Annotated in this window: 22 protein-coding genes; 16 read left to right on the top strand and 6 right to left on the bottom strand. The window is 48.2% G+C overall.

What is annotated here, in order from left to right:
* Positions 1–37: 37 nt before the first annotated feature.
* Positions 38–1,444, bottom strand: coding sequence for a dihydrolipoyl dehydrogenase (gene lpdA / locus HZF10_RS01590; protein ID WP_176004417.1), 1,407 nt, complete (start codon positions 1,442–1,444; stop codon positions 38–40).
* A gap of 230 nt (positions 1,445–1,674) precedes the next feature.
* Between lpdA and HZF10_RS01585 the strand changes: the two genes are divergently transcribed.
* The 7 genes from HZF10_RS01585 to HZF10_RS01555 all read left to right on the top strand — a co-directional run bounded on the left by HZF10_RS01585 (position 1,675) and on the right by HZF10_RS01555 (position 6,223).
* On the top strand, positions 1,675–2,301 hold the full coding sequence (locus tag HZF10_RS01585) for a hypothetical protein (protein ID WP_176004416.1): 627 nt from the start codon (positions 1,675–1,677) through the stop codon (positions 2,299–2,301).
* 25 nt (positions 2,302–2,326) lie between these two features.
* Positions 2,327–2,623 carry a winged helix-turn-helix domain-containing protein gene (locus HZF10_RS01580; protein ID WP_176004415.1) on the top strand — a complete coding sequence of 99 codons (297 nt, stop codon included), beginning with the start codon at positions 2,327–2,329 and terminating at the stop codon, positions 2,621–2,623.
* Between the two features lie 42 nt (positions 2,624–2,665).
* Positions 2,666–3,307: a DUF1361 domain-containing protein gene (locus tag HZF10_RS01575; RefSeq protein WP_176004414.1), complete on the top strand. Its 642-nt coding sequence runs from the start codon at positions 2,666–2,668 to the stop codon at positions 3,305–3,307.
* Positions 3,308–3,309: 2 nt separating this feature from the next.
* Positions 3,310–3,624 carry a hypothetical protein gene (locus HZF10_RS01570; protein ID WP_176004413.1) on the top strand — a complete coding sequence of 105 codons (315 nt, stop codon included), beginning with the start codon at positions 3,310–3,312 and terminating at the stop codon, positions 3,622–3,624.
* A 29-nt stretch (positions 3,625–3,653) separates the two neighbouring features.
* Positions 3,654–4,991: a cell envelope integrity protein CreD gene (gene creD / locus HZF10_RS01565; protein WP_176004412.1), complete on the top strand. Its 1,338-nt coding sequence runs from the start codon at positions 3,654–3,656 to the stop codon at positions 4,989–4,991.
* A gap of 18 nt (positions 4,992–5,009) precedes the next feature.
* Positions 5,010–5,762, top strand: a complete 753-nt coding sequence (locus HZF10_RS01560; protein WP_176004411.1) for a ferritin family protein — start codon at positions 5,010–5,012, stop codon at positions 5,760–5,762.
* Between the two features lie 86 nt (positions 5,763–5,848).
* Positions 5,849–6,223 (top strand): hypothetical protein, encoded by a 375-nt coding sequence (locus HZF10_RS01555; protein ID WP_176004410.1) that lies wholly within the window; start codon positions 5,849–5,851, stop codon positions 6,221–6,223.
* Here HZF10_RS01555 and HZF10_RS01550 read toward each other — a convergent pair whose 3' ends face one another.
* A complete protein-coding gene (locus tag HZF10_RS01550) occupies positions 6,224–6,682 on the bottom strand; it encodes an Lrp/AsnC family transcriptional regulator (RefSeq protein ID WP_176004409.1) in 459 nt (152 codons plus the stop codon).
* 216 nt (positions 6,683–6,898) lie between these two features.
* Between HZF10_RS01550 and HZF10_RS01545 the strand changes: the two genes are divergently transcribed.
* Both HZF10_RS01545 and HZF10_RS01540 read left to right on the top strand, forming a co-directional pair.
* The gene (locus HZF10_RS01545; RefSeq protein ID WP_176004408.1) at positions 6,899–8,113 is read left to right on the top strand and encodes an aminotransferase class I/II-fold pyridoxal phosphate-dependent enzyme; all 1,215 of its coding nucleotides are present in this window, start codon (positions 6,899–6,901) and stop codon (positions 8,111–8,113) included.
* Between the two features lie 138 nt (positions 8,114–8,251).
* Positions 8,252–10,762: a T9SS type A sorting domain-containing protein gene (locus HZF10_RS01540; protein WP_176004407.1), complete on the top strand. Its 2,511-nt coding sequence runs from the start codon at positions 8,252–8,254 to the stop codon at positions 10,760–10,762.
* Positions 10,763–10,814: 52 nt separating this feature from the next.
* Here the strand turns inward: HZF10_RS01540 and HZF10_RS01535 are convergent, their stop codons facing one another.
* The gene (locus tag HZF10_RS01535; protein ID WP_176004406.1) at positions 10,815–12,488 is read right to left on the bottom strand and encodes an amino acid permease; all 1,674 of its coding nucleotides are present in this window, start codon (positions 12,486–12,488) and stop codon (positions 10,815–10,817) included.
* 255 nt (positions 12,489–12,743) lie between these two features.
* Here HZF10_RS01535 and HZF10_RS01530 point away from each other — a divergent pair, with 255 nt between their 5' ends.
* From HZF10_RS01530 to HZF10_RS01520, 3 genes are all read left to right on the top strand, one after another.
* Positions 12,744–13,379: a peroxiredoxin gene (locus tag HZF10_RS01530; RefSeq protein WP_176004405.1), complete on the top strand. Its 636-nt coding sequence runs from the start codon at positions 12,744–12,746 to the stop codon at positions 13,377–13,379.
* Between the two features lie 101 nt (positions 13,380–13,480).
* Positions 13,481–13,795 (top strand): thioredoxin family protein, encoded by a 315-nt coding sequence (locus tag HZF10_RS01525; RefSeq protein WP_176004404.1) that lies wholly within the window; start codon positions 13,481–13,483, stop codon positions 13,793–13,795.
* Positions 13,795–14,052 (top strand): DUF6952 family protein, encoded by a 258-nt coding sequence (locus HZF10_RS01520; protein WP_176004403.1) that lies wholly within the window; start codon positions 13,795–13,797, stop codon positions 14,050–14,052. The genes HZF10_RS01525 and HZF10_RS01520 overlap by 1 nt, the downstream gene beginning before the upstream one ends.
* Positions 14,053–14,121: 69 nt before the next feature.
* Here the strand turns inward: HZF10_RS01520 and HZF10_RS01515 are convergent, their stop codons facing one another.
* Genes HZF10_RS01515 through HZF10_RS01505 form a run of 3 tightly spaced genes read right to left on the bottom strand, consistent with a single transcriptional unit; the run spans position 14,122 to position 16,550 of the window.
* On the bottom strand, positions 14,122–14,943 hold the full coding sequence (locus HZF10_RS01515; protein ID WP_176004402.1) for a phage tail-like protein: 822 nt from the start codon (positions 14,941–14,943) through the stop codon (positions 14,122–14,124).
* A gap of 2 nt (positions 14,944–14,945) precedes the next feature.
* Complete coding sequence (locus HZF10_RS01510) at positions 14,946–15,749, bottom strand: phage tail-like protein (protein ID WP_176004401.1); 804 nt, start codon at positions 15,747–15,749, stop codon at positions 14,946–14,948.
* 3 nt (positions 15,750–15,752) lie between these two features.
* Entirely contained in the window at positions 15,753–16,550 is a 798-nt protein-coding gene (locus HZF10_RS01505) for a phage tail-like protein (RefSeq protein WP_176004400.1), read from the bottom strand.
* A gap of 294 nt (positions 16,551–16,844) precedes the next feature.
* Here HZF10_RS01505 and tpx point away from each other — a divergent pair, with 294 nt between their 5' ends.
* Genes tpx through lolA1 form a run of 4 tightly spaced genes read left to right on the top strand, consistent with a single transcriptional unit; the run spans position 16,845 to position 20,884 of the window.
* Entirely contained in the window at positions 16,845–17,342 is a 498-nt protein-coding gene (gene tpx, locus HZF10_RS01500) for a thiol peroxidase (RefSeq protein ID WP_176004399.1), read from the top strand.
* Positions 17,342–17,716 carry a diacylglycerol kinase gene (locus tag HZF10_RS01495; RefSeq protein WP_176004398.1) on the top strand — a complete coding sequence of 125 codons (375 nt, stop codon included), beginning with the start codon at positions 17,342–17,344 and terminating at the stop codon, positions 17,714–17,716. The genes tpx and HZF10_RS01495 overlap by 1 nt, the downstream gene beginning before the upstream one ends.
* An 11-nt stretch (positions 17,717–17,727) precedes the next feature.
* Positions 17,728–20,241: a DNA translocase FtsK gene (locus tag HZF10_RS01490; RefSeq protein ID WP_176004397.1), complete on the top strand. Its 2,514-nt coding sequence runs from the start codon at positions 17,728–17,730 to the stop codon at positions 20,239–20,241.
* A gap of 1 nt (position 20,242) precedes the next feature.
* Entirely contained in the window at positions 20,243–20,884 is a 642-nt protein-coding gene (gene lolA1, locus HZF10_RS01485) for an outer membrane lipoprotein periplasmic chaperone LolA1 (protein WP_246282427.1), read from the top strand.
* Positions 20,885–20,891 lie beyond the last annotated feature (7 nt).

The raw sequence follows: 20,891 nt of genomic DNA, 5'->3' as shown, positions 1-20,891 counted from the left end.
CAATCTTTAGCGAAGCGTGTCTAAAGCGCAGCGTGTCTTACATATGTATCGAACGCTTATCCGTAGCATCCAAGGCCGCTTCTTTCACAGCTTCTGCATACGTCGGGTGAGCGTGCGACATTCTCGAAATGTCTTCGGCAGACGCGCGGAATTCCATAGCCGTAACCGCTTCCGCAATCAAATCGGCAGTTCTTGCGCCGATCATGTGCACACCGAGGACTTCATCTGTCTTCGCATCCGCAAGGATTTTCACGAAACCGTCGGTATCGCCGCTCGCGCGTGAACGTCCTAGCGCTTTCATAGGGAAACTTCCGGCTTTGTATTCGACACCGGCTTCCTTGAGTTGCTCTTCGGTTTTTCCGACGGCGGCAACTTCTGGCCATGTATAGACGACTCCCGGAATCAGGTTGTAGTTGATGTGCGGTTTTTGTCCGGCCAAAATTTCGGCCACGAAAACGCCTTCTTCTTCGGCTTTGTGTGCCAACATCGCTCCTTTCACGACGTCACCGATCGCGTAGATGTTCGAAACGTTGGTCTGCAAATGGTCGTTGGTTTCGACGATGCCTCTGTCGGAAACTTTCACACCGGCTTTGTCGAGCGCCAATCCGTCGGTAAACGGACGACGGCCAACGGAAACCAAAGCGTAATCGCCTTCGAGCGTAATCGTCTGTCCTTTGGCGTCATCGGCTTGGATAACCACGCCCGAACCGTTGTTTTCTACCGATTTCACTTTATGCGAAGTATAGAACTTCATGCCTTGCTTTTTAAGGACTTTAGTCAATTCTTTGGAAAGACCGGCGTCCATGCCCGGAATGATGCGGTCCATGAATTCGACGACGGAAACCTGAGATCCGAGACGCAAATACACTTGTCCGAGTTCCAATCCGATGACACCGCCGCCGATGACGATAAGGTGTTTCGGGATTTCCTTCATCTTTAAGGCTTCGGTCGAAGTGATCACGCGCTCCTTGTCCAATTTGATGAACGGCAACGTCGATGGTTTCGAACCGGTCGCGATGATCGTGTATTTCGCTTCGATGGTTTCGGATGAATTGTCCGATTTGGTCACTTTGATGTGCGTCGCATCCTCGAAAGAGCCCAAACCTTCGAAAACCGTGATCTTATTTTTGTCCATGAGGTATTTGATGCCGCTCACGTTCTGGTCTACGACCGAACCTTTGCGCGCGATCATCTGTTCGAAATTGATCTTGATCTCTCCCGGAATCTCGATACCGTGTTCCTTGAAGTGCGAAATCGCATCGTGATAGTGATGTGACGAATCGAGCAACGCCTTCGACGGGATACAACCCACGTTGAGGCAAGTTCCGCCAAGCGTAGGATATTTTTCGATGATAGCAGTCTTGAAACCTAATTGTGCGCAACGGATGGCGGCCACGTATCCTCCGGGACCCGATCCTATGACGGCAACGTCAAATGAACTCATGGTGATTGGTTATTGATTTAGTGACACAAAAGTACGAAAGGGAATTTTAAATGTTGGATTTTAAATTCTAAATGAAAACCTAAATGCGTCCATCACATTTTAGCGCAGAAAGTGACGATCGCTTACCTATCCGCGCAAATCGAAAATTCTTACACGGGTGGAAAAAATCCGAAAAAAAATTTGGCAGCCGAACAAAAACTCATTTACTTTGTCATTCAAAGTACTTTAATATGGAAAACCAAAAGTATCTCGACGATTTGCGCGACATCCGCCAAATGATGGACCGTTCGACACAATTTTTATCCTTGAGCGGACTATCGGGCGTCTTTGCCGGAAGTTATGCACTCATCGGCGCGTGGTTTGCCAATTCCATCATCAAGGAACAACTTGCTACAAGCGATTATTATGTGCGTTATCGCGATATCGAGAATATGCTGCTCATCAAAGTCACGGCCATCGGACTCGCCATTTTGGGGCTTTCCTTGATTACCGCTTTGATCTGCACCCACCTCAAAGCCAAGCGCAACAATGAGACGACGTGGAATTCGAGTTCAAAACGATTGCTCGTCAATTTCCTGATTCCGCTCGTGACGGGAGGTTTTTTCGCGTTGTTGCTGCTTCGCCACGAATTCTTTGAACTGATTGCGCCCGTCACGCTTATTTTTTACGGACTGGCCTGCATCAACGCAAGTAAATATACGCACCGCGACGTGCGCTACCTCGGATTGACCGTTGTCGTCCTGGGACTGATCAACACCGAATTCACGGGTTACGGCTTCGAACTGTGGTCGTTAGGCTTCGGGGTTTGCCATATCGTGTACGGCGCGATCATGTATTTTAAATACGACAGGAAATAAGTATCTTCCTCTCGCAAAAACCAGTGTGAAAAACATCATCCAAAATATAAACAAGGCGTTCGACCATCGCATCAGGCTCGGTATCATGAGTGTGTTGATGGTCAACGAATCGGCCGATTTCTCGACGCTGAAGGAACTGCTCGGCGTAACCGACGGCAATCTCGCGAGCCATGCCAAAGCGCTCGAATCCGAGAATTACATCGTCATCGAGAAACAGTTCATCGGGAAAAAGCCGAACACGAGTTACAAGGCGACCAAATCGGGACGCGAGGCTTTTACGGCCCACATCGACGCTTTGGAAAGCCTGCTGCGCAAGAGCTAAATTTTTTTATTGTTTAACTTTGAAATACAAAGTACTTTTAAAATGATAAAGACTATCTCCAACTCCAACCATTATCGAAGCGTGTTTGCACTTATCGCTTTCAATTGCGCGTTGCTCGCGTTTCGGATGTTCGTGACATCGGGCATCGGCTACGGCTTTCTTTTGTGGAATCTCGTGTTGTCGGCCGTGCCTTTGGTAATCAGCGACTATTTGCTGCAAGCCGATAGCGGGAAGCCCAAAATCCTGGCGCTGTCGGCAATCTGGCTGCTGTTTCTTCCGAATGCGCCTTACATCTTGACCGATTTTTTGCACTTCCGCCACCTGACCCAGACCATGCCCGCCTGGTTCGACCTGTTGCTGCTCGCCTCTTATTCCATTAGCGGAATGTTGTTCGGATTGCTTTCGATGCGCCAGATGCAATCGGTTTGGGATAAAAATTTCGGACGCGTCTCGAACTGGCTCGTGCCGTTCAGCGCGATCCTGTCGGGATTCGGGATTTACCTGGGACGTTTTGAACGCTACAACAGTTGGGATGTGGTTTCGGATCCGTTCCGGCTTATAGTCGATGCGGCCGGACTCCTGACCGAATTGCGCGCCATCGGCTTTACGATCGGATACGGCACATTGCTGCTGCTCGTGTACCATTTTTTCAACATCCAACCTAAAAACCATTCAAATCAATAATCATGGAAACCTTCATACAAAGAAATTTTAACGCCTATCTCAAGACCACGGGCGAATTGTCTACCTGGATCGCGATAGCTTCGTTCGCCATCGGCACCGCGTTCTTCGTCTCGTACAAAAGCGGCATCGAAAGCGAGGAAATCTTTTTCTTCGGATTCCTTTTCGTATGCCTGGCCGCACTCGTCAACCTGCTCGTACTCGCCAACCTGCTAATCCTGTTGCTTACCGAACGCGACCACCGTGAATATTTCGCAATTAAGATCCTGATCGTTTTGGCGAATATTCCAGTGACCGCTTTCTATTTCAAACTCCTGTGATTTCAACCGCAACCTAAAAACACACTAATATGGAACCATCACCACAAAAAACCGGATTTTTCCAATCGAATACGGCGCGCCTGATCATGGTCGGCCTGTTGACATTGATTTTATTGATTCCGCTCGCTCTCGTTCAGGATCTGATTTCCGAAAGGGCTTACCGAAAACACGAAGTCAACGAAAGTATCGCCTCGAAATGGGGTTCGGATGTGTATCTGTACGGACCGATCATCCGCGTGCCTTATACCGTTTACGAAGAAACCGTGATCGTGAACCAAAAGACCAAGGCCGCCATGACCCAAAAGAAACCGTCTACAGAATTCGCGTATTTCTTCCCCGAAAGCCTGAACAACAAGGCTTCGGTCACGACAGACAAGCGCAGTTACGGCAATTACGAGGCCGTGGTCTACACCTCGAAAATGAAGATAGACGGCGATTATGTCGCGCCTGATTTTTCGGGACGCGGCATTCCCGAAGCCGATATCCAATGGGATAAAGCTTCCGTGATCATCAGGACGACGAACCTCAAGAGCATCCAGGACGAAGTGAAGATTTCGATCGGCGGCAAACCGTTGGCTTTCGAACCTGTGTTCAACAATTCGCCTAACGATTCGGTAGACGGCCTGGAAACCGGTTATTTCGATGCACGCGTGCTTCCCGGCCAAACCAAAACGTCTTACAAACTGGATATTTCGTATCGCGGCAGCCGACAGTTGATGATGGTTCCGATCGGAAAAACCACGACCGTCGACATGGGATCGAATTGGGCCGCGCCGAGTTTCGACGGCAATTTCCTTCCTTACAAAAAAGGGAAGAACGATGGATTCCCGGCGAGCTGGAAAATCCTGCACGTAAACCGTCCGTTCGGCCAGCAGACATTCGGCGAATTGCCCGATCTGGCGCGTTTTGCGTTCGGCGTGAAATTCGTGATCCCGGTAGACGAATACCAACAGAACGAACGCGCGGCCAAATATGGCTTCCTGACGATCGGCCTTACGTTCCTCGTGTTTTTCCTGATCCAGATGATCAGCAAGGTGCGCATCCACATTTTCCAATACACGATGATCGGACTCGCGCTCGTGATGTTCTACACGCTATTGTTGTCGATTACCGAGCACAGCAGTTTCCTCACGGCTTACCTGATCGCGGGAACGGCCGTCGTCGCGCTGATTTCGCTGTATTCGATCTCCATCCTCAAGAAACTCAAGTTCTGCGCGTTCATCGCGGCTTCGCTGTCGGCTCTGTATGCTTTCATTTACGTGATCATCCAACTCGAAGATTATGCTTTGTTGTTCGGAAGCATCGGCCTGTTCCTGATTTTGGCGGCCGTGATGTATTTCTCGCGAAAAATCGATTGGAATAACTAATAAAAATAATCAATAATAATGTACACGAACTCCTCACAATACTGGACCAACCATTTCACCCACAACGCCACGTTCGAGCGCGTTGACTGGGATTTGGAACCTAAATTGCTCGACGGGCAAAAAAAGCGCATACTCAAATCGCTTCAGGCATGGCAGCTTGGAGAAACTTCCGAAGGCGCACATTTGTTGGCCGCGGCACGCAAATACGCTAAGACCACGAACGATTTTATTTTTCCTATCGCCGTAGAACTTTTCATCAAGGAAGAACAAAAGCACGGCAACAATCTTGGGCGTTACCTCGATTTGATCGGTGAAAAACGCGTCTCTAAAGATTGGGGCGATTCGCTGTTCCGAAAGATCCGTTACTTCAATACGAGTATGGAATTGTGGACGTTGGCCGTAATCACTGTTGAAAGCGCCGCCCAGTTGTTCTACCAATCACTTAAGGATGCGACGGGTTGCCCATTGCTTAAACAGATTTGCGACGATATTTTGATAGACGAAGCGCACCACATCGACTTCCAGGCCGAACGCATGCTTGCAATTTACCGCTCGCATCATTGGTCGATACAACCGATCGCCTTTGCCGTTTACCGCACGTTTTTCTTTTGCACGGCAGCAGTGGTCTGGTTCGGGCATTCGAAAGTGCTCAGCGTGGGCAGCCCGACTTTTGGCCGATACATGAAAGACATGGCGCAAAAGTTTCAAAATACGTTCGGGCGCATCAAAAAAGAAGTGGAATCGCCTACGAGTCTCGTTCCCATGCGATGACTCAGATCGGTGGTGTGTGTGAATCCGCCCGGAAGAATATTCGGGCGGATATTCCACCACTGCAACGTAACTTTAATCTTGTAAACATGAAAATAAAAATTGTAGTCTTGCTGTTGTGCATGTCGGTGTTGGCTTGCAAAAACGACAACCACGAAAATGCATCGGAAACAAAATCCGAAACAGAAATCGGCTTCGATTCCGCCAAATGGAAAACCCGACAAGGACAGGAATTCCCATACCGCGCGCAAATGCTCGACGATCTCGTGCAAAGCAAAAAACTCAAAGGCCTCAAGAAAAGCGAAGTGCTGAATTTACTTGGCGAACCGACGCGCACCGACAAAAACTATATGTTTTATGAAGTCAACCGCGACAAAATCGAGTTTTTTACATTGCGCGCCAAAACCCTCGTGTTGCGGTTTTCGCCCGAAGATATGGTAGAAGCCGTGCTTATCCACGGATGATTACAGCGTGAAAGCCGTCGTATTCTTGACTTCGGCGATCATGAACGAACTTTGCGTACTGCCGATGTGTTGCAATGTGGTCAATTTCGAAACCATGAACTGACGATATTCTTCCATATCGTGTACGCAAACCTTGAGAATGTAATCGTAATCGCCGCTCACGTGGAAACATTCGAGCACCTCGTCGAGCTTGACGACTTCGTGTTCGAAACGCGTGAGGAATTCGCGCGAGTGCTGCAACAGTTTGATATGGCAGAAAACGACGAAATTCTTGCCGATCTGCTTCCTGTCGAGCAACGCCACATATTTGTTGATGATGCCTTCGCGTTCGAGTTTCCGGATGCGTTCGTAAACCGCGGTGGCAGATAATCCGAGCTTTACGGAAAGGGCTTTTGTGGTTTGGGTGCTGTCGGATTGCAGTAACTTGAGCAGCGCTTTATCGGTTGGATCGAAGTTCATTTTTATTGTGATTGCTTGTTGTTTATTGATCGTGACTATTTATGATTTATTGGTGCCGAGATAAACTTTCGGTTTTATGGAGCGAAATCGATTTCTAATAGATTTTTTATCCATAAAAATTTAAAAATAAAAATAATTAATCTAAATAATGAAATTTACTTTGGATTATTCTCTGCAATGAAATTGTTTTGCGAAAAACAAAACCACCCAGATACCATGGAATTCAACCCCGCAGACAATATTCAGGATTTACAGTACTTCGGTGAATTCGGAGGCGTGAACCCTTCGATATCCGATTCTTCTACCTACACATTCCTTTCCGCCAAAACCATGTTCGATACGTTCGAAGGCAATGCCGACGGATGCTACCTATACTCGCGTCATTCTTCGCCAAGCAACCTTTACCTCGACAAAGCGTTGGCCGCGATGGAAGGAACGGAAGCCGCTTGCGTGGCCGCTTCAGGAATGGGTGCGATCACCTCTACCCTTTTGCAGCTTTGCCAATCGGGAGACGAGGTCGTGTCGAGCCGCACGATTTATGGCGGAACATATGCGTTCCTCAAGAATTTCGCTCCGAAACTCGGCATCAACACGGTCTTTTGCGATTTCACGAAACCCGAAATCGTCGAGAAAGCGATCACATCCAAAACGAAAATCCTGTACTGTGAAACCGTGAGCAACCCGCTTTTGGAAGTCGTCGATATAGCGGCCATGTCCAAAATCGCTAAAAAGCACAATCTTAAACTGGTCGTCGACAATACGTTTTCACCTCTGTCTGTCGCGCCTGCAAAGTTGGGAGCCGACATCGTGATCCACAGCCTTACCAAATACATCAACGGAAGCAGCGATACGGTTGCCGGCGTGAGCTGCGGATCTCGCGAGTTCGTCAACGATATGAAAAACGTGAACACGGGCGCGGCTATGTTGCTCGGCCCGACGATGGACAGCCTTCGTTCGTCGAGCGTGATGAAAAATTTGCGCACGTTGCACATCAGGATCAAACAACACAGCCGAAATGCCCAATATTTGGCCGAAAAGTTCGAATCGATCGGATTGAAAACGGTATATCCGGGACTTAAAAGCCATCCGGGACACGATATCTACAAGCGCATGATGAATCCGGAATACGGTTTCGGAGGCATGCTTACCATAGACGTAGGATCGCTCGAAAAAGCCAACGAACTCATGGAACTCATGCAACAGCGCAATTTGGGTTATCTGGCCGTGAGCCTTGGGTTTTACAAGACGTTGTTCAGCGCTCCGGGCACTTCGACCTCGTCTGAAATCCCGCTTGAAGAACAAAAAGAAATGGGCCTTACCGACGGATTGATCCGTTTTTCTATCGGGCTCGATAATGATATAGAGCGTACGTTCCTCAACATGAAATCGTGTATGGAGGAATTGGGCGTGCTTACTACAGTTTCGGCTTAAAAAAGCCTATTTATGTTCGTTGAAACCAGTCCGCGTGTGGCAATACGGGCTGGTTTTTTTGTTGGTAACATTTCTGGCATTTTTTTTATTCGCATTCAAAACCTGTTATTTTTATAGACGAAACCTAATCAATCGTTTATGAAGGAATTTTACCTATTGCTTATCGGACTTTGCGGTTTTGGGATGCAGGCGCAGATCATCAGTTTCCCCGATCTCGATTTCAAGGCTGCCATCCTTGCCAATCCCATGCCCGTCGATGGTAATGGCGATGGGGAGATTTCGCAGCAGGAAGCCGCCGATGCTTTTGACCTTTACCTCGACGGGACTGCGATAGACAACCTTGAAGGTTTGCAATATTTTACCGGCTTGTCGGTTTTTTACTTGACAAACACAAGCGTAACGAGCGTTACAGTTCCGGATTCGGCTATGTTATGGGAAATCAACATATTAGACAATTCACTGCTAACAACCGTCAACATGCCGTTTTCTGCCGGACTCGGCTCGGTCGACATCAGTAACAACGACGCGCTTCAGGCTCTTGACCTAAGTGGGTTGACGGACATTGCGATGTGGCTCACCATAAACGGCAACGCTTCGCTGACCATGTTGAACCTTGACGGCCTTGTCACGTCAGAAAATGAATTTAAGATTTCGAATAATCCGCTGCTTGTGAATTTGTCTTTGCAGGCTCTCGAAAACTCCTATTCAAATTTTGAAATCACCAACAATCAGAACCTTACGACACTTGACGTGAGTGGCGTTTCATTTGACAATGTGATAATAGAAAACAACGGCCTCACTTCGATCAATCTTGAAAACACCAATTATGTGTATTACTTATCGCTGGCCGACAACCAATTGGAGACACTCGATCTCAGTATGCTTACGACTCCGGGATATTCGATGTTGGACTTATCGGGAAACAATTACACCGATCTCAATTTCGTAGGTCCTTGGTCGCAACTCGAATCTGGTTTTTCCAACGGTTATACCGCACTTTATCTGAGCCACACACATCTCACCTCGATAAATTTCAACCAACCCGTCCATTTGAGCACTTTGACCATCTCTGATAACCTGGAGCTCGAGACGATCAGTTTCCGCAATGGCAGTTTCGAAACATGTGACGGCGGATATTGCTCGATCGGAAGCGTCGGCGCGTCAAACAATCCGGCGTTGCAGCTCGTGTGTACCGATGCGTTCGAAGGATATGCGCTCGAATCTGAATTTTACGTAAGCGGAACCGATTGGGCACATGAACACATCGATCCCAACGTCGCGGTCAGCGAAAACTGCTTTTTTGAACCTGCGGGCAATTATAACACGGTTTCGGGAATTTTGCGTTTCGATGCGGGTTCAGACGGTTGCTCTGTGACAGATACCGTCCTTGCGCATGTCCCTGTAACGACGAACGGCTATCAGGCTACGACTTTTACAAACAGTTCGGGCACTTATCACGCGTTCACCACTTTTACCCAAATGAACGTTTCGGCAAACGTGAATCCGGTGTATTTTACTGTTTCTCCTGCCACGCAGACCGTGAATTTTACGGGAACGGGCAATACGGAAACCGTAGATTTCTGCATTGCGCCGAACGGCAGCCATAACGATCTTGCCATCGATGTGATTCCTGTGGATGCCGCTATTGCCGGTTTCGACACCCATTACAAGATCGTGTACCGCAACAACGGTACGACGACACAATCGGGAACGGTTACGGCCGGTTTCTGGGACGATGAGGAATTCGTAAGCGCGTCGATAACTCCCGACAGCCAGGCCGGAGGTAATTTGATCTGGAATTTCTCGAACCTTGAGCCTTTCGAAAGCCGCATGATCGATATCGTCCTTAACGTGAACGGGCCATTGGACACGCCTCCGATCAACTCCGGCAACACCGTTTACCTGACCGCTTGGGTAACCGCCGGCACAGATGAAACCACTGCAGACAATTTGGATTCGGCGATCAAGACCGTAGTCAATTCGTTCGATCCTAATGATAAACAGGTTTCCCAAGGTGTTGCAATGCTTGTGGGCGAAGCCGTTGAAAAAGGTCTTACTTACACCATCCGATTCCAGAACACAGGTACGGCGCCTGCTCAACGCGTCGTGATTACCGATGTGTTGGATTCCGATTTCAACCTGTATTCGGTCCAGCCGATAGCTTCAAGCCATCCGTATGAGATGAGAAGAAGAGGAAATTTGCTCGAATTTTGGTTCGAAGACATCAATCTTCCGACGGAAACCGAGAATGAACCGGGAAGCCACGGCTTCGTAACGTTCAACGTAAAATCTACTCAGGCCAGTGATTTGGGTTGGCAATACCAGAACACGGCCAACATCTACTTCGATTATAACGCGGCAATCGTGACCAATACGACCACGACAGACGTATATCAATTGGGAACATCGAATCCCTTTTCACAGGAATTTACCTTGTACCCGAACCCGGCGTCATCTGTGGTGAACATCTTTTCAAGAAATGGAAATACCTCAAAAATCGAAGTATGCAATCTTTTCGGACAGGCGATCATGACCTTCAAAGAAGCCGAAAGCCACACGATCGATGTTTCGGGGCTGAGTTCGGGAACGTACCTGATTAAGGTTTCATCCGATAAAGGCAAGGAAACCCATAAGCTCATCAAGCTTTAAGATTCTTCGCTGCAATAAAAAACCCGCTCACAAGGCGGGTTTCTTTTTTTATTTAATTGGCCAGTCGGCTTTTCTTGTATCCGTAGAAGAAATAGAAAACCAATCCGATCACGAGCCATAGTCCAAACCATTTCCAGTTGCTTGGCGCCATTCCGGTCAAAAGATAACAGCACGAGACCAATCCTAACAAAGGGATCAATGACAGGTTTTTTACGAACGCCAGAACCGCCATGACCACGCAAAGGATCAGGAACACGATCATCGAGCAATTGGCCACGACGTTCTCTTCGGTAAAGCTGAATACTCCCGTAAAGAAAGTCGGGAACAGATATTGGATCAACCCTGCCGAAAACACGAGGATGGCCGGATAAATGAATTTCGAGTTGATATACGGGATACGGAATTTTCCGTTGGCCTTGCGCTCGGCCATTTCGGCTTCGCTTTGAGGCGACATCAGCAAAACGCCTCCGCACACCAAAACGAATGCGAACAAAGTTCCGATACTCGTGAAATCGAGCACGAAATTCTCGTCGGTAAAGAAAATCGGAAGGCCGACGACCAAGCCGGTGATGATCGTCGCGAATCCCGGCGTTTTATATTTCGGATGGATTTCAGAGAACTTTTTGGGCATCAAACCATCGCGGCTCATCGTCATCCAGATACGCGGCTGACCCAATTGGAACACGAGCATTACGCTGGTCATGGCGACAACTGCTGCGACCGATACGATGAACAACATCCATTTCACGCCTTTAAGCGCGAAAATTTCGGCCAACGGATCGCTCACGCCAAGTGCCGTATACGACACCATTCCGGTCAAAACCAACGCCAGGATGATGTACAGAACCGTACACACCACAAGCGAATAAATCATTCCTTTGGGCAAATCGCGCTGCGGGTTTTTGGATTCCTCGGCCAATGTGGAGACCGCGTCGAATCCTATATAAGCGAAGAAAACCGCCGAAACGCCGCCCATAACGCCACTGAAACCGTTCGGCATAAAAGGCGTCCAGTTGTCGATATCGACATACATCGCGCCCACGACGATCACCAAAGCGATGATCACGAGCTTGATGACGACCATCGCATTCGAGAAATTCTTGGATTCTTTCGTGCCGCGATACACGAGATATGTGATCAAAAGGTTGATGACGACTGCAGGCAAATCGAAAATGATGCGCAATCCGCCGATTACGGGCGCGTTTTTCCAAGCCGCTATGCCTTCGTCACCTTTTCCGGCTTCGACCGCATCCCAGGCCGATTGGTAATTAATCGTAAGCCATTCGGGCAAATGCAGGTGGAAACTTTCGAGCAGGTTCGTAAAATAGCCACTCCACGAAAACGCGATGTAGATGTTTCCGATGGAATATTCCATAATCAGCGCCCATCCGATGATCCACGCGAACAATTCGCCGAAAGAGACGTAAGCATACGTGTACGCACTTCCCGAAACGGGCACGCGTGATGCGAATTCGGCATAGCACATGGCCGTGAATCCGCACGCTATGGCGCAAATCACGTACAAGATGACGACGCCCGGACCGCCCGAAAAACAAGCGTTCCCGATGGCGCTGAACGTTCCGCCGCCAATGATGGCCGCAATCCCGAAGAACGTAAGGTCGCGAACGGTAAGGACTTTGTGCAATCCGGAGTGTTCTTCTCCGTCTCCTCCTTGCTGGATTATGGTTGATGTTGGTTTTCTGCGGAACAGTTTTGAAAAGGACATATAGTGTTTTGTCTGGGTTGTCAGATGGCAAATATAAAAAGTCAGGAATGCAAATTGGGAATATTCGAAAAAAATACGCCGATAATTATCGGTCGTTCAATCCAAATCCAAAATAATTAAGGCATTCTTAACCGAAGCAAAAGTATAGCCGAAACCTATTTCAAAATCAAAACTTATAATTACTTCTGATTGAAAAATCGTACAGCAGCCACCTATTTTTGCGGCAATAAAAATAACTTTTAAACCCAAATAATTATGGCATTCGTAGGTAAAAAATTTCCAAGCATCGCTGTAGACGCTATCTCTGAAATGGGCGACAACCTAAAGATCAACATCTTTGAGGAAGCTACCAAAAACAACAAGAAAGTATTGCTTTTCTGGTACCCGAAAGATTTCACGTTCGTTTGTCCAACAGAACTTCACGCGTTCCAGGAAGCGTTGCCGGAGTTTGAAAAACGCAACACGATCGTGATCGGTGCTTCTTGCGACACGAACGAAGTACATTTTGCGTGGTTGAACACTGCGAAAAACAACGGCGGTATCGAAGGCGTGACCTACCCTATTTTGGCGGACACGAACCGCAACCTGTCTAACATCCTCGGGATTTTGGATATCGAATCATCTCAATACGACGAAGAAAACAACGTGCTTTTGGTAGAAGGTTCGAACGTGACGTACCGCGCGACATACCTTGTCGACGAAACCGGAAAAGTATTCCACGAAAGCATCAACGACATGCCGCTTGGACGCAACGTTGGCGAATACCTTCGCTTGATCGACGCTTACACGCACGTACAGACCAAAGGCGAAGTTTGCCCTGCGAACTGGGAAGAAGGAAAAGAAGCGATGTTCGCTACACGTGAAGGCGTCGCTAATTATTTGAACAATTAATAAATCTATTTGCAAATTTGGAAATTTGAAAATGAGACATTGGACTTAACATTGTCAAATCATTTTCAAATTTTCAAATTTTCTAATTTCCAAATTCCAAAATGGTAGTAGAATTAACAACCGATACGCTCGCCGACATCGTTTCCCAAAACGACAAAGTCGTCGTGCAATACTCCGCTTCGTGGTGTGGCAACTGCCGCATCATGAAACCCAAGTTCAAGAAGTTCGCGACCGAGAACGAAGGCATGACTTTCGTGATCGTCGACGCCGAGAACTCGCCCGAATCGCGCAAACTCGCCAACGTTTCGAACCTGCCGACTTTCGCGACTTTCAAAGGCGGAAAACTGCTTAACGAAACGCAGACGAACAAAGCCGAGGTTTTGGCCGAACTCGTAACCGAAATCTCGTCGAACTGATGAAGTTGCCCGTAATCAAACATTTGACCGAGTTCATCGAAGCCAACGACCAGGATTACGTGATCGAAGCCGTAGAAGTGCTCGAAGCGCTCACCGAAGTACCGTCGCTCAAAGACGAAGAACTCGATGTGATAGGCGAACTGATCTCGAACATGTACGGCGCGCTCGAAGTCGACAAGATGATCAAATCGGGAACGCCCAAAAAAGAAGCCTTGAATGCGTTCATGCAGCGCGTGCTCGGCTCTATAGACAAATAAGCATCGCTTTATTTACTTGATTGGCCCAAAAAAAAACGCCCTTGTCATAAGGGCGCTTTTTTTTTTGGATCAATTACTTCCGAGATAAATGAACAGGTTCGAAGCCATATAAGGCGGCTTGAACGGGATTGGCGTACCGTTTCCGCCCGTGTTTACTGAAAATGAATGCGAATGGTCTCCTGAAATGCCTGTTGTGTCGGCGACGCTCACATTGTCGGCTACGGTTTGTATCGCACCGCCTTCCGCGCTCATTCCTGTCCCACTGGCCCTGTCGTTGTAGCTGTGGTTGTGAAGTCCTGCCTCTCCGAGCGTAGCGGTAAACATAAATTCAGGAAAATTTTCCTGTGCGATGACAATACCCGCGCTTCCGCCTGACGAACCCAATATTTCCGCATCGGTTTTGCCTTTAAGAAAACGGTTCGCTCCATTTGGCAGATTCGAAGCGAATCCCAACCCCTGTGCATAGGCATGTGCCGCTACCGGCAAGGCTGTTACGACTCTTCCGTTAAGCAAATACCACCCATCGTGATCGGAAGCGAGCGCACTGCTTTTGATATCTCCGATTGTCGGGGCGTTTGTCGAAATATGCTTCCACGAAGTTCCGTCGTTGTAATATAATCCGGGTTCGACGCGGTTCGGGAAAACACCCGAAACCTGAGTGTTGTAAACCGTCATGCCCTGGACATGCGCAGACATCGGGCTCGGATTATTCGCAGCGACCAATGCGACTTTAGGCAAAAGCAAGCCTTTGTCTTTATTGAGGCTGCGCAGTTCCAGAACGGCGTCTGTTTGCGGTTCGCTGTTTGGCGGAAAATCCGAAATCAAGACCTGGGAAACTCCCGCCATTGGCAACAAAGCCAGACAAATTACGATAAGTGTTGTTGTTTTCATGATCAGGAGCCGAGATAAATGAACGTTTGCACTGCAAGATATTTTGGACGGAAATCAATCGGTGTTCCCGAACCGCCCGTCGGGACCGAAAGTATGTGCGTATGCGCACCTGCACTGCCCGTAGAACGGGTCGCGCCGGTTTCAAAACGCAATCCGCCCACAGCACCCGCCGTAAAATTGTACAAGCTGCCTCCTCTGTTTACATAACTGTGCGAATGCGCGCCCGTAACCGAAGTAGTACCTTCATACGTGATATCGGGAAGATTGTCCTGCTCTATGACAAAAGACGTTTCACCGCCCAAGTCGCCAAAATCTTCACCTGAGGCTTCTCCTTTGGGCGTTGCATCTGCCGCATCGGGAAGATTTCCCGCGATACCAAGTGTGGCCGCATTTTGTTGTGCCAATGCCGGAAGAGACAAAACGGCCCTGCCGTCAAGCGCGTACCAGCCATCATGGTCAGATATCGATGCGCTTTGTTTGACGTCTCCTATTTTCGGGAATTCCTTATCGATAGACATGCGGACCCACTTCGAGCCGTCATTGTAATACAATCCGGGAAATATATTTTCGGGATCGGATGCGCTCGTGGCCGAATTATAGACAAGCATCCCTGAAACATGGCTCGCAAACGGAGCCGCAGATTCCAATGCGGAAAGTGCGACAGTATCAAGCAGCAAGCCACCCGTGTCGGACGAGCTGCGGAGTTCGAGCAAAGCGTTGGGATTTACGTTTACCGTTCCGATGCCCACTTGGGCAAAAGCTGCGCTGGACAAAAATCCGAACGCCAAGAGTAGAGTTTTTTCCATAGGTCAGATTCCGAGGTAAATAAAAACGTTGGTTACGATGTGGGAAGGCACAAAAGTCACGGCCGTGCCGGAACCGCCCGAAGAAAACGAAGCCGTATGGGTATGGTTTCCTGCCGATCCCGTCGTGAAATTAGCCGCTACAGTATTCGCCAGCGCATTATCTGTGCCCGCGATGTAATTGTTTACAGTTGTGAGGTTGTCGAGATACGAATGTGTATGCGCTCCTGCAGAATCTGTCGAACCGGTAAAATTCACGTCGGGGAAATTTTCGAGTGCAATAAAAAATGTGCTTGTTCCGCCTGTATCTCCGATATTTTCGGTGGCGCTTTTGCTTTTGAGAAACCTATCGCGCGCATCGGGAAGACTGTTGGTGAACCCAAGCGAGGCGGCTACCGTTGCGGCACTGCCCGAAAGCGAATTCGTGGGACGTCCGTCGAGTATATACCAACCGTTGTGGTCTGCGGGTTGCAGTCCGTATTTGATATCGCCTATAACAGGAAGTTTGGTTGTCATTCGGATCCAAGCCGATCCGTCGTTATAGTACATGCCCGGCGTAACATCAAAACCTCCTTCGGTAGCCGATGTCGCGGTATTGTACACGATCATTCCACGCAAGTGTGAAGACAGGGGCGCAGATTGGTTTGTGGAAGTCAAAGCGACTTTTGGAAGCAACAATCCCTTATCGGACGAATTCAGTTCCAAAAGGGCCGAGGCATTGGGTGTCTGCGTCCCGATCCCGACTTGGGAAACGGCCGCAAAAGGCCCCGCCAGCAGAAATAGCGGAAGTATTTTTTTTAGCATTGGTCGATAATATTGGTTGTAGATTAGGGTAACTCAAATGTACGCCCGCGCATGTTGAACTTTAACGGATGTATTTGTTAATTTTTTGCTCCTTTTATCGATGATAATGATGATATCCAACCTTATATTTCTTTTTCGGACACTCACTTAAAACTGTTTATTACTTTCTTCAAAACTTCTTTGCGCACTTCACCCATAAGCCCGAAAGCTTTTTTATTTTGCAGGTCATAATAGCTGCCGAAGTCGCAGATTAGCTCGGCTTTTTTTTTAATTTTGAACTTTTAAAAACAAGACATGTCTACGATAACCCTAGGTGGAAATTCGATCCACACCAACGGTGAACTTCCTAAAAAAGGAGATGCCGCAACAGATTTCCAACTTTCTAAAGAAGATCTTTCTACGGCTACATTGGCCGATTACAAAGGAAAGAACGTCATACTAAACGTGTTCCCGAGCATCGATACCCCGACTTGTGCGACTTCGGTACGCGTTTTCAACCAGAAAGCCAGCAACCTCGACAATACCGTCGTACTTTGTGTTTCGCGCGATTTGCCTTTTGCCCAAAAGCGTTTTTGCGGTGCCGAAGGATTGAGCAACGTACATTGTCTTTCCGATTTCAAGGACGGGAAATTCGGTAAGGATTACGGTCTTGAGATCGTCGACGGAAAACTCGCGGGGCTTCATTCGCGCGCGGTCGTAGTCATCGATACTGACGGAAAAATCGCCTATAGCGAACAAGTGCCTGAAATTGCAGACGAACCGAATTACGAAGCCGCATTGGCCGCATTATAATGGATTTCGAAAAAGACAACACCTTTGTTACCGGCAGGCTCAAAAGCGTCAAATATGCTTTTTTGGGCGCCGTGAAACTGATTACGACCGAACACAGCGTGATGGTGCAGTTCGGTATCGGGATCGCGATGAGCGTTTTGGGCTTCATCATGCACATCTCGGCTACCGAATGGTTGTTCCAGACCTTGGCGATCGGGCTTGTGATGAGCATCGAAGGATTGAACACGGCCGTCGAGAAGATCGCCGATTTCATCCATCCGCAATTCCATGAAAAAATCGGTTTCATCAAAGACATAGCCGCCGGCGCCGTATTTTTCGCCGCGATGACCGCCATTGCGATAGGCGCGCTGATATACATCCCAAAATTCATCTAGAAACCTTGTAGATGGCAAGAACCAAGAAAACAGCCGAAACGGCAGACGAAAAGAAAGACATCAAGAAGAAACGCAAGATTTCGCGTCGCCATGAGATTCTCATCGGCTCGTTGCTCGTGCTGTTGTCGGTAGCGTTGTTGCTGTCGTTCGTGTCTTTTTTCATTTATTGGAGAGAAGACCAAAGCACGTTGGTTTCCTGGGCCGACCGCAGCCTCAAGGCGCGCAACTGGCTCGGTAAATTCGGGGCTTGGCTCGCCGATTTCTTTATCTTCAAAGGATTCGGGGCCGCTTCTTTCCTGTTCGTGAAACTGTTTTTCCTGACCGGCGCATTTTTGGTGCTCGACGTACCGTTGCGCAAACTCAAAAGCATTTGGTTCTGGGATTTGTTCGCATTGATCGTCCTTTCTGTCCTGTTCGGATTTTTCGCGGATTCATTGCCCGAACTCGGCGGAACGGTCGGTTACGAAATGAACGTTTTCCTACAGGATTATATCGGAAGTACGGGAACGCTTCTCGTGTTGGTTTTCGGCATCATCATTTACCTGATTTATAAAATCAAGGTTTCTCCGGATAAGATCAAAGGTTTCTTCGAACGCAAAAAGTCCGAAATCAACGAAGAGTTGGCTAAAATGAATACGGCAACTCCGGCTGTTTCTGACAATGCGGGCGATGCCTACAATCTCGAGGAGTTTGCAACAGAGGAACAACCGAACGAAGATTTAAAATTCAATCCGTTTCCCGAAGAAGACGAAGAAGACATTCCCGAACCGGTTTTGAAAGTCGCTTCGAAATTCGAGATCGACAAGGAGGCGTTGCGTCCGACGATCGAACATCCGTCAGAAATTTCGCTTACGCACGACCCGAAACACGAAGCCGTTTTGGAATCGCTTCCTACACCGACGCCTGCTCCGCAAATCATCACGACCGACGACGAGGCTTTCGTGATCGAAAAAGCCCCGGAAGAAGATATAGTCGAAGAAAACCTTGCCGCGAGACTGGTTGAGGATTTCGGCCTTTTCGACCCGACACTCGAACTTTCGAACTATAAATTCCCTACGATCGACATGCTCAAGGAGTACGCCGGCGGCGGAATCACGATCAATCAGGAAGAACTCGAGGAAAACAAGAACCGGATCGTCGAGACGCTTCGCAATTATAAAATCGACATCGCTCAAATTAAAGCGACGGTCGGTCCTTCGGTGACGCTTTACGAGATCGTGCCCGAAGCCGGAATCCGCATCTCGAAAATCAAGAGTCTTGAAGACGACATCGCGCTTTCGCTTTCGGCTCTCGGAATCCGTATCATCGCACCGATTCCGGGAAAAGGAACGATCGGTATCGAAGTGCCGAACCAGAAACCGACGATCGTTTCGATGAAGAACGTGATCGGTTCGTCCAAATTCCAGGAAGCCGAAATGGAACTTCCGATTGCGTTAGGAAAGACGATTTCAAACGAAACCTTCGTAGCCGATTTGGCCAAAATGCCGCACTTGCTCATGGCGGGTGCAACGGGACAAGGTAAATCGGTTGGCTTGAACGCCGTGCTTACTTCCCTACTCTACAAAAAACATCCGGCCGAAGTGAAATTCGTGCTCGTCGATCCGAAGAAAGTGGAACTCACGCTGTTCAATAAGATCGAGCGTCATTATTTGGCGAAACTTCCGGATACCGAAGATGCGATCATCACCGACAACACCAAAGTAATCAACACGTTGAATTCGCTTTGCGTCGAAATGGACAACCGCTATTCGTTGCTCAAAGACGCGATGGTGCGCAACATCAAGGAATACAACGACAAATTCAAGAACCGGAAACTCAATCCTGAGGCCGGCCACCGTTTTCTTCCTTACATCGTCTTAGTCGTCGACGAGTTCGCCGATCTGATCATGACCGCAGGAAAAGAAGTCGAAACCCCGATCGCGCGTCTTGCGCAGTTGGCTCGTGCAATCGGAATCCACTTGATTATTGCGACGCAACGTCCGTCGGTGAACGTGATTACGGGTATCATCAAAGCGAACTTTCCGGCGCGAATTGCATTCCGCGTGACGTCAAAGATCGATTCGCGTACTATTCTCGATACGCAAGGCGCCGACCAATTGATCGGACGAGGCGATTTATTGTATTCGAACGGAAACGACGTAACCCGTGTACAGTGCGCATTCGTCGATACTCCTGAGGTCGAGAAGATTACCGAATTCATCGGTTCGCAAAAGGCTTATCCGAACGCTTATCTGCTTCCAGAATACGTTCCTGAAGGCGAAACTGGCATCAATCTTGATATCGACATTTCGGAAAGAGATGCCCTTTTCAGGGAAGCTGCCGAAGTTATCGTATCTTCGCAGCAAGGTTCGGCCTCGCTTTTGCAACGAAAACTCAAGCTGGGTTACAACCGCGCCGGAAGGCTTATCGACCAATTGGAAGCGGCGGGAATCGTCGGTCCTTTCGAAGGCAGCAAGGCAAGAAGCGTAAACGTACCCGATTTGCAGGCTCTCGACCAGTTTTTCGCTAATGAACAAAATGAATAAGATGAAAAAAGTATTCCAAATCGCGTTCTTCCTTTTGATGGCCGTTTCGGTTCATGCACAGGATAAAAAGGCAAAAGCGCTATTGGACGAAGTGACCGCGAAAGTCAAGAGTTACGACAATATTTCGATAGATTTCAAGTATTCGCTCAACAACGCCAAAGAGAACGTCAACCAGGACAGCAAAGGCAGCGTGGTCATGAAAGGCAATATGTACGTGCTCAATTTCATGGGCGTGACCAAGATTTTCGACGGAAAGAAGACGTATACGATCATTCCCGAAGACGAGGAAATCACCATTTCGAAATACAGCGAAAAGGACGACAACACGATTACGCCATCGCGTCTGCTCACATTTTTCAATTCGGGATACAAGTACGCAATGGACATTTTACAGAACGTAAAAGGCCGTAAAATACAGTATATCAAGCTTACGCCTATCGCTTCGAAAGACCAGAGAAAGGAAATCCTGCTTGGTATCGACAGTCAGACCAAACACATCTACAACCTTATTGAGGTCGGCAAGAACGGCACCAAGACGACGCTCACTGTTAATTCTTTTAAAACCAACCAGCCGTTGTCGAAAAATCAATTTACTTTTACCGAGAGTAAATACCCGAATTACTACATCAACAAACTAGACTGATTGCAGG

Origin of the sequence: Flavobacterium agri (genome assembly GCF_013401995.1) — a bacterium.
Lineage (GTDB): Bacteria > Bacteroidota > Bacteroidia > Flavobacteriales > Flavobacteriaceae > Flavobacterium > Flavobacterium agri.
The sequence above is the reverse complement of the archived record's forward strand: the minus strand, read 5'-3'. Positions and strand labels throughout refer to the sequence as shown.

Bases quoted from the DNA above. Each gene is read 5' to 3' on its own strand.
- HZF10_RS01515 (WP_176004402.1), bottom strand. From the start codon at position 14,943: ATGAAAACAACAACACTTATCGTAATTTGTCTGGCTTTGTTGCCAATG.
- HZF10_RS01520 (WP_176004403.1), top strand. From the start codon at position 13,795: ATGAAGTTGCCCGTAATCAAACATTTGACCGAGTTCATCGAAGCCAAC.
- tpx (WP_176004399.1), top strand. From the start codon at position 16,845: ATGTCTACGATAACCCTAGGTGGAAATTCGATCCACACCAACGGTGAA.
- creD (WP_176004412.1), top strand. From the start codon at position 3,654: ATGGAACCATCACCACAAAAAACCGGATTTTTCCAATCGAATACGGCG.
- HZF10_RS01490 (WP_176004397.1), top strand. From the start codon at position 17,728: ATGGCAAGAACCAAGAAAACAGCCGAAACGGCAGACGAAAAGAAAGAC.
- HZF10_RS01495 (WP_176004398.1), top strand. From the start codon at position 17,342: ATGGATTTCGAAAAAGACAACACCTTTGTTACCGGCAGGCTCAAAAGC.
- HZF10_RS01505 (WP_176004400.1), bottom strand. From the start codon at position 16,550: ATGCTAAAAAAAATACTTCCGCTATTTCTGCTGGCGGGGCCTTTTGCG.
- HZF10_RS01575 (WP_176004414.1), top strand. From the start codon at position 2,666: ATGATAAAGACTATCTCCAACTCCAACCATTATCGAAGCGTGTTTGCA.
- HZF10_RS01525 (WP_176004404.1), top strand. From the start codon at position 13,481: ATGGTAGTAGAATTAACAACCGATACGCTCGCCGACATCGTTTCCCAA.
- HZF10_RS01550 (WP_176004409.1), bottom strand. From the start codon at position 6,682: ATGAACTTCGATCCAACCGATAAAGCGCTGCTCAAGTTACTGCAATCC.
- HZF10_RS01570 (WP_176004413.1), top strand. From the start codon at position 3,310: ATGGAAACCTTCATACAAAGAAATTTTAACGCCTATCTCAAGACCACG.
- lpdA (WP_176004417.1), bottom strand. From the start codon at position 1,444: ATGAGTTCATTTGACGTTGCCGTCATAGGATCGGGTCCCGGAGGATAC.
- lolA1 (WP_246282427.1), top strand. From the start codon at position 20,243: ATGAAAAAAGTATTCCAAATCGCGTTCTTCCTTTTGATGGCCGTTTCG.
- HZF10_RS01585 (WP_176004416.1), top strand. From the start codon at position 1,675: ATGGAAAACCAAAAGTATCTCGACGATTTGCGCGACATCCGCCAAATG.
- HZF10_RS01530 (WP_176004405.1), top strand. From the start codon at position 12,744: ATGGCATTCGTAGGTAAAAAATTTCCAAGCATCGCTGTAGACGCTATC.
- HZF10_RS01510 (WP_176004401.1), bottom strand. From the start codon at position 15,749: ATGGAAAAAACTCTACTCTTGGCGTTCGGATTTTTGTCCAGCGCAGCT.
- HZF10_RS01545 (WP_176004408.1), top strand. From the start codon at position 6,899: ATGGAATTCAACCCCGCAGACAATATTCAGGATTTACAGTACTTCGGT.
- HZF10_RS01555 (WP_176004410.1), top strand. From the start codon at position 5,849: ATGAAAATAAAAATTGTAGTCTTGCTGTTGTGCATGTCGGTGTTGGCT.
- HZF10_RS01560 (WP_176004411.1), top strand. From the start codon at position 5,010: ATGTACACGAACTCCTCACAATACTGGACCAACCATTTCACCCACAAC.
- HZF10_RS01535 (WP_176004406.1), bottom strand. From the start codon at position 12,488: ATGTCCTTTTCAAAACTGTTCCGCAGAAAACCAACATCAACCATAATC.
- HZF10_RS01540 (WP_176004407.1), top strand. From the start codon at position 8,252: ATGAAGGAATTTTACCTATTGCTTATCGGACTTTGCGGTTTTGGGATG.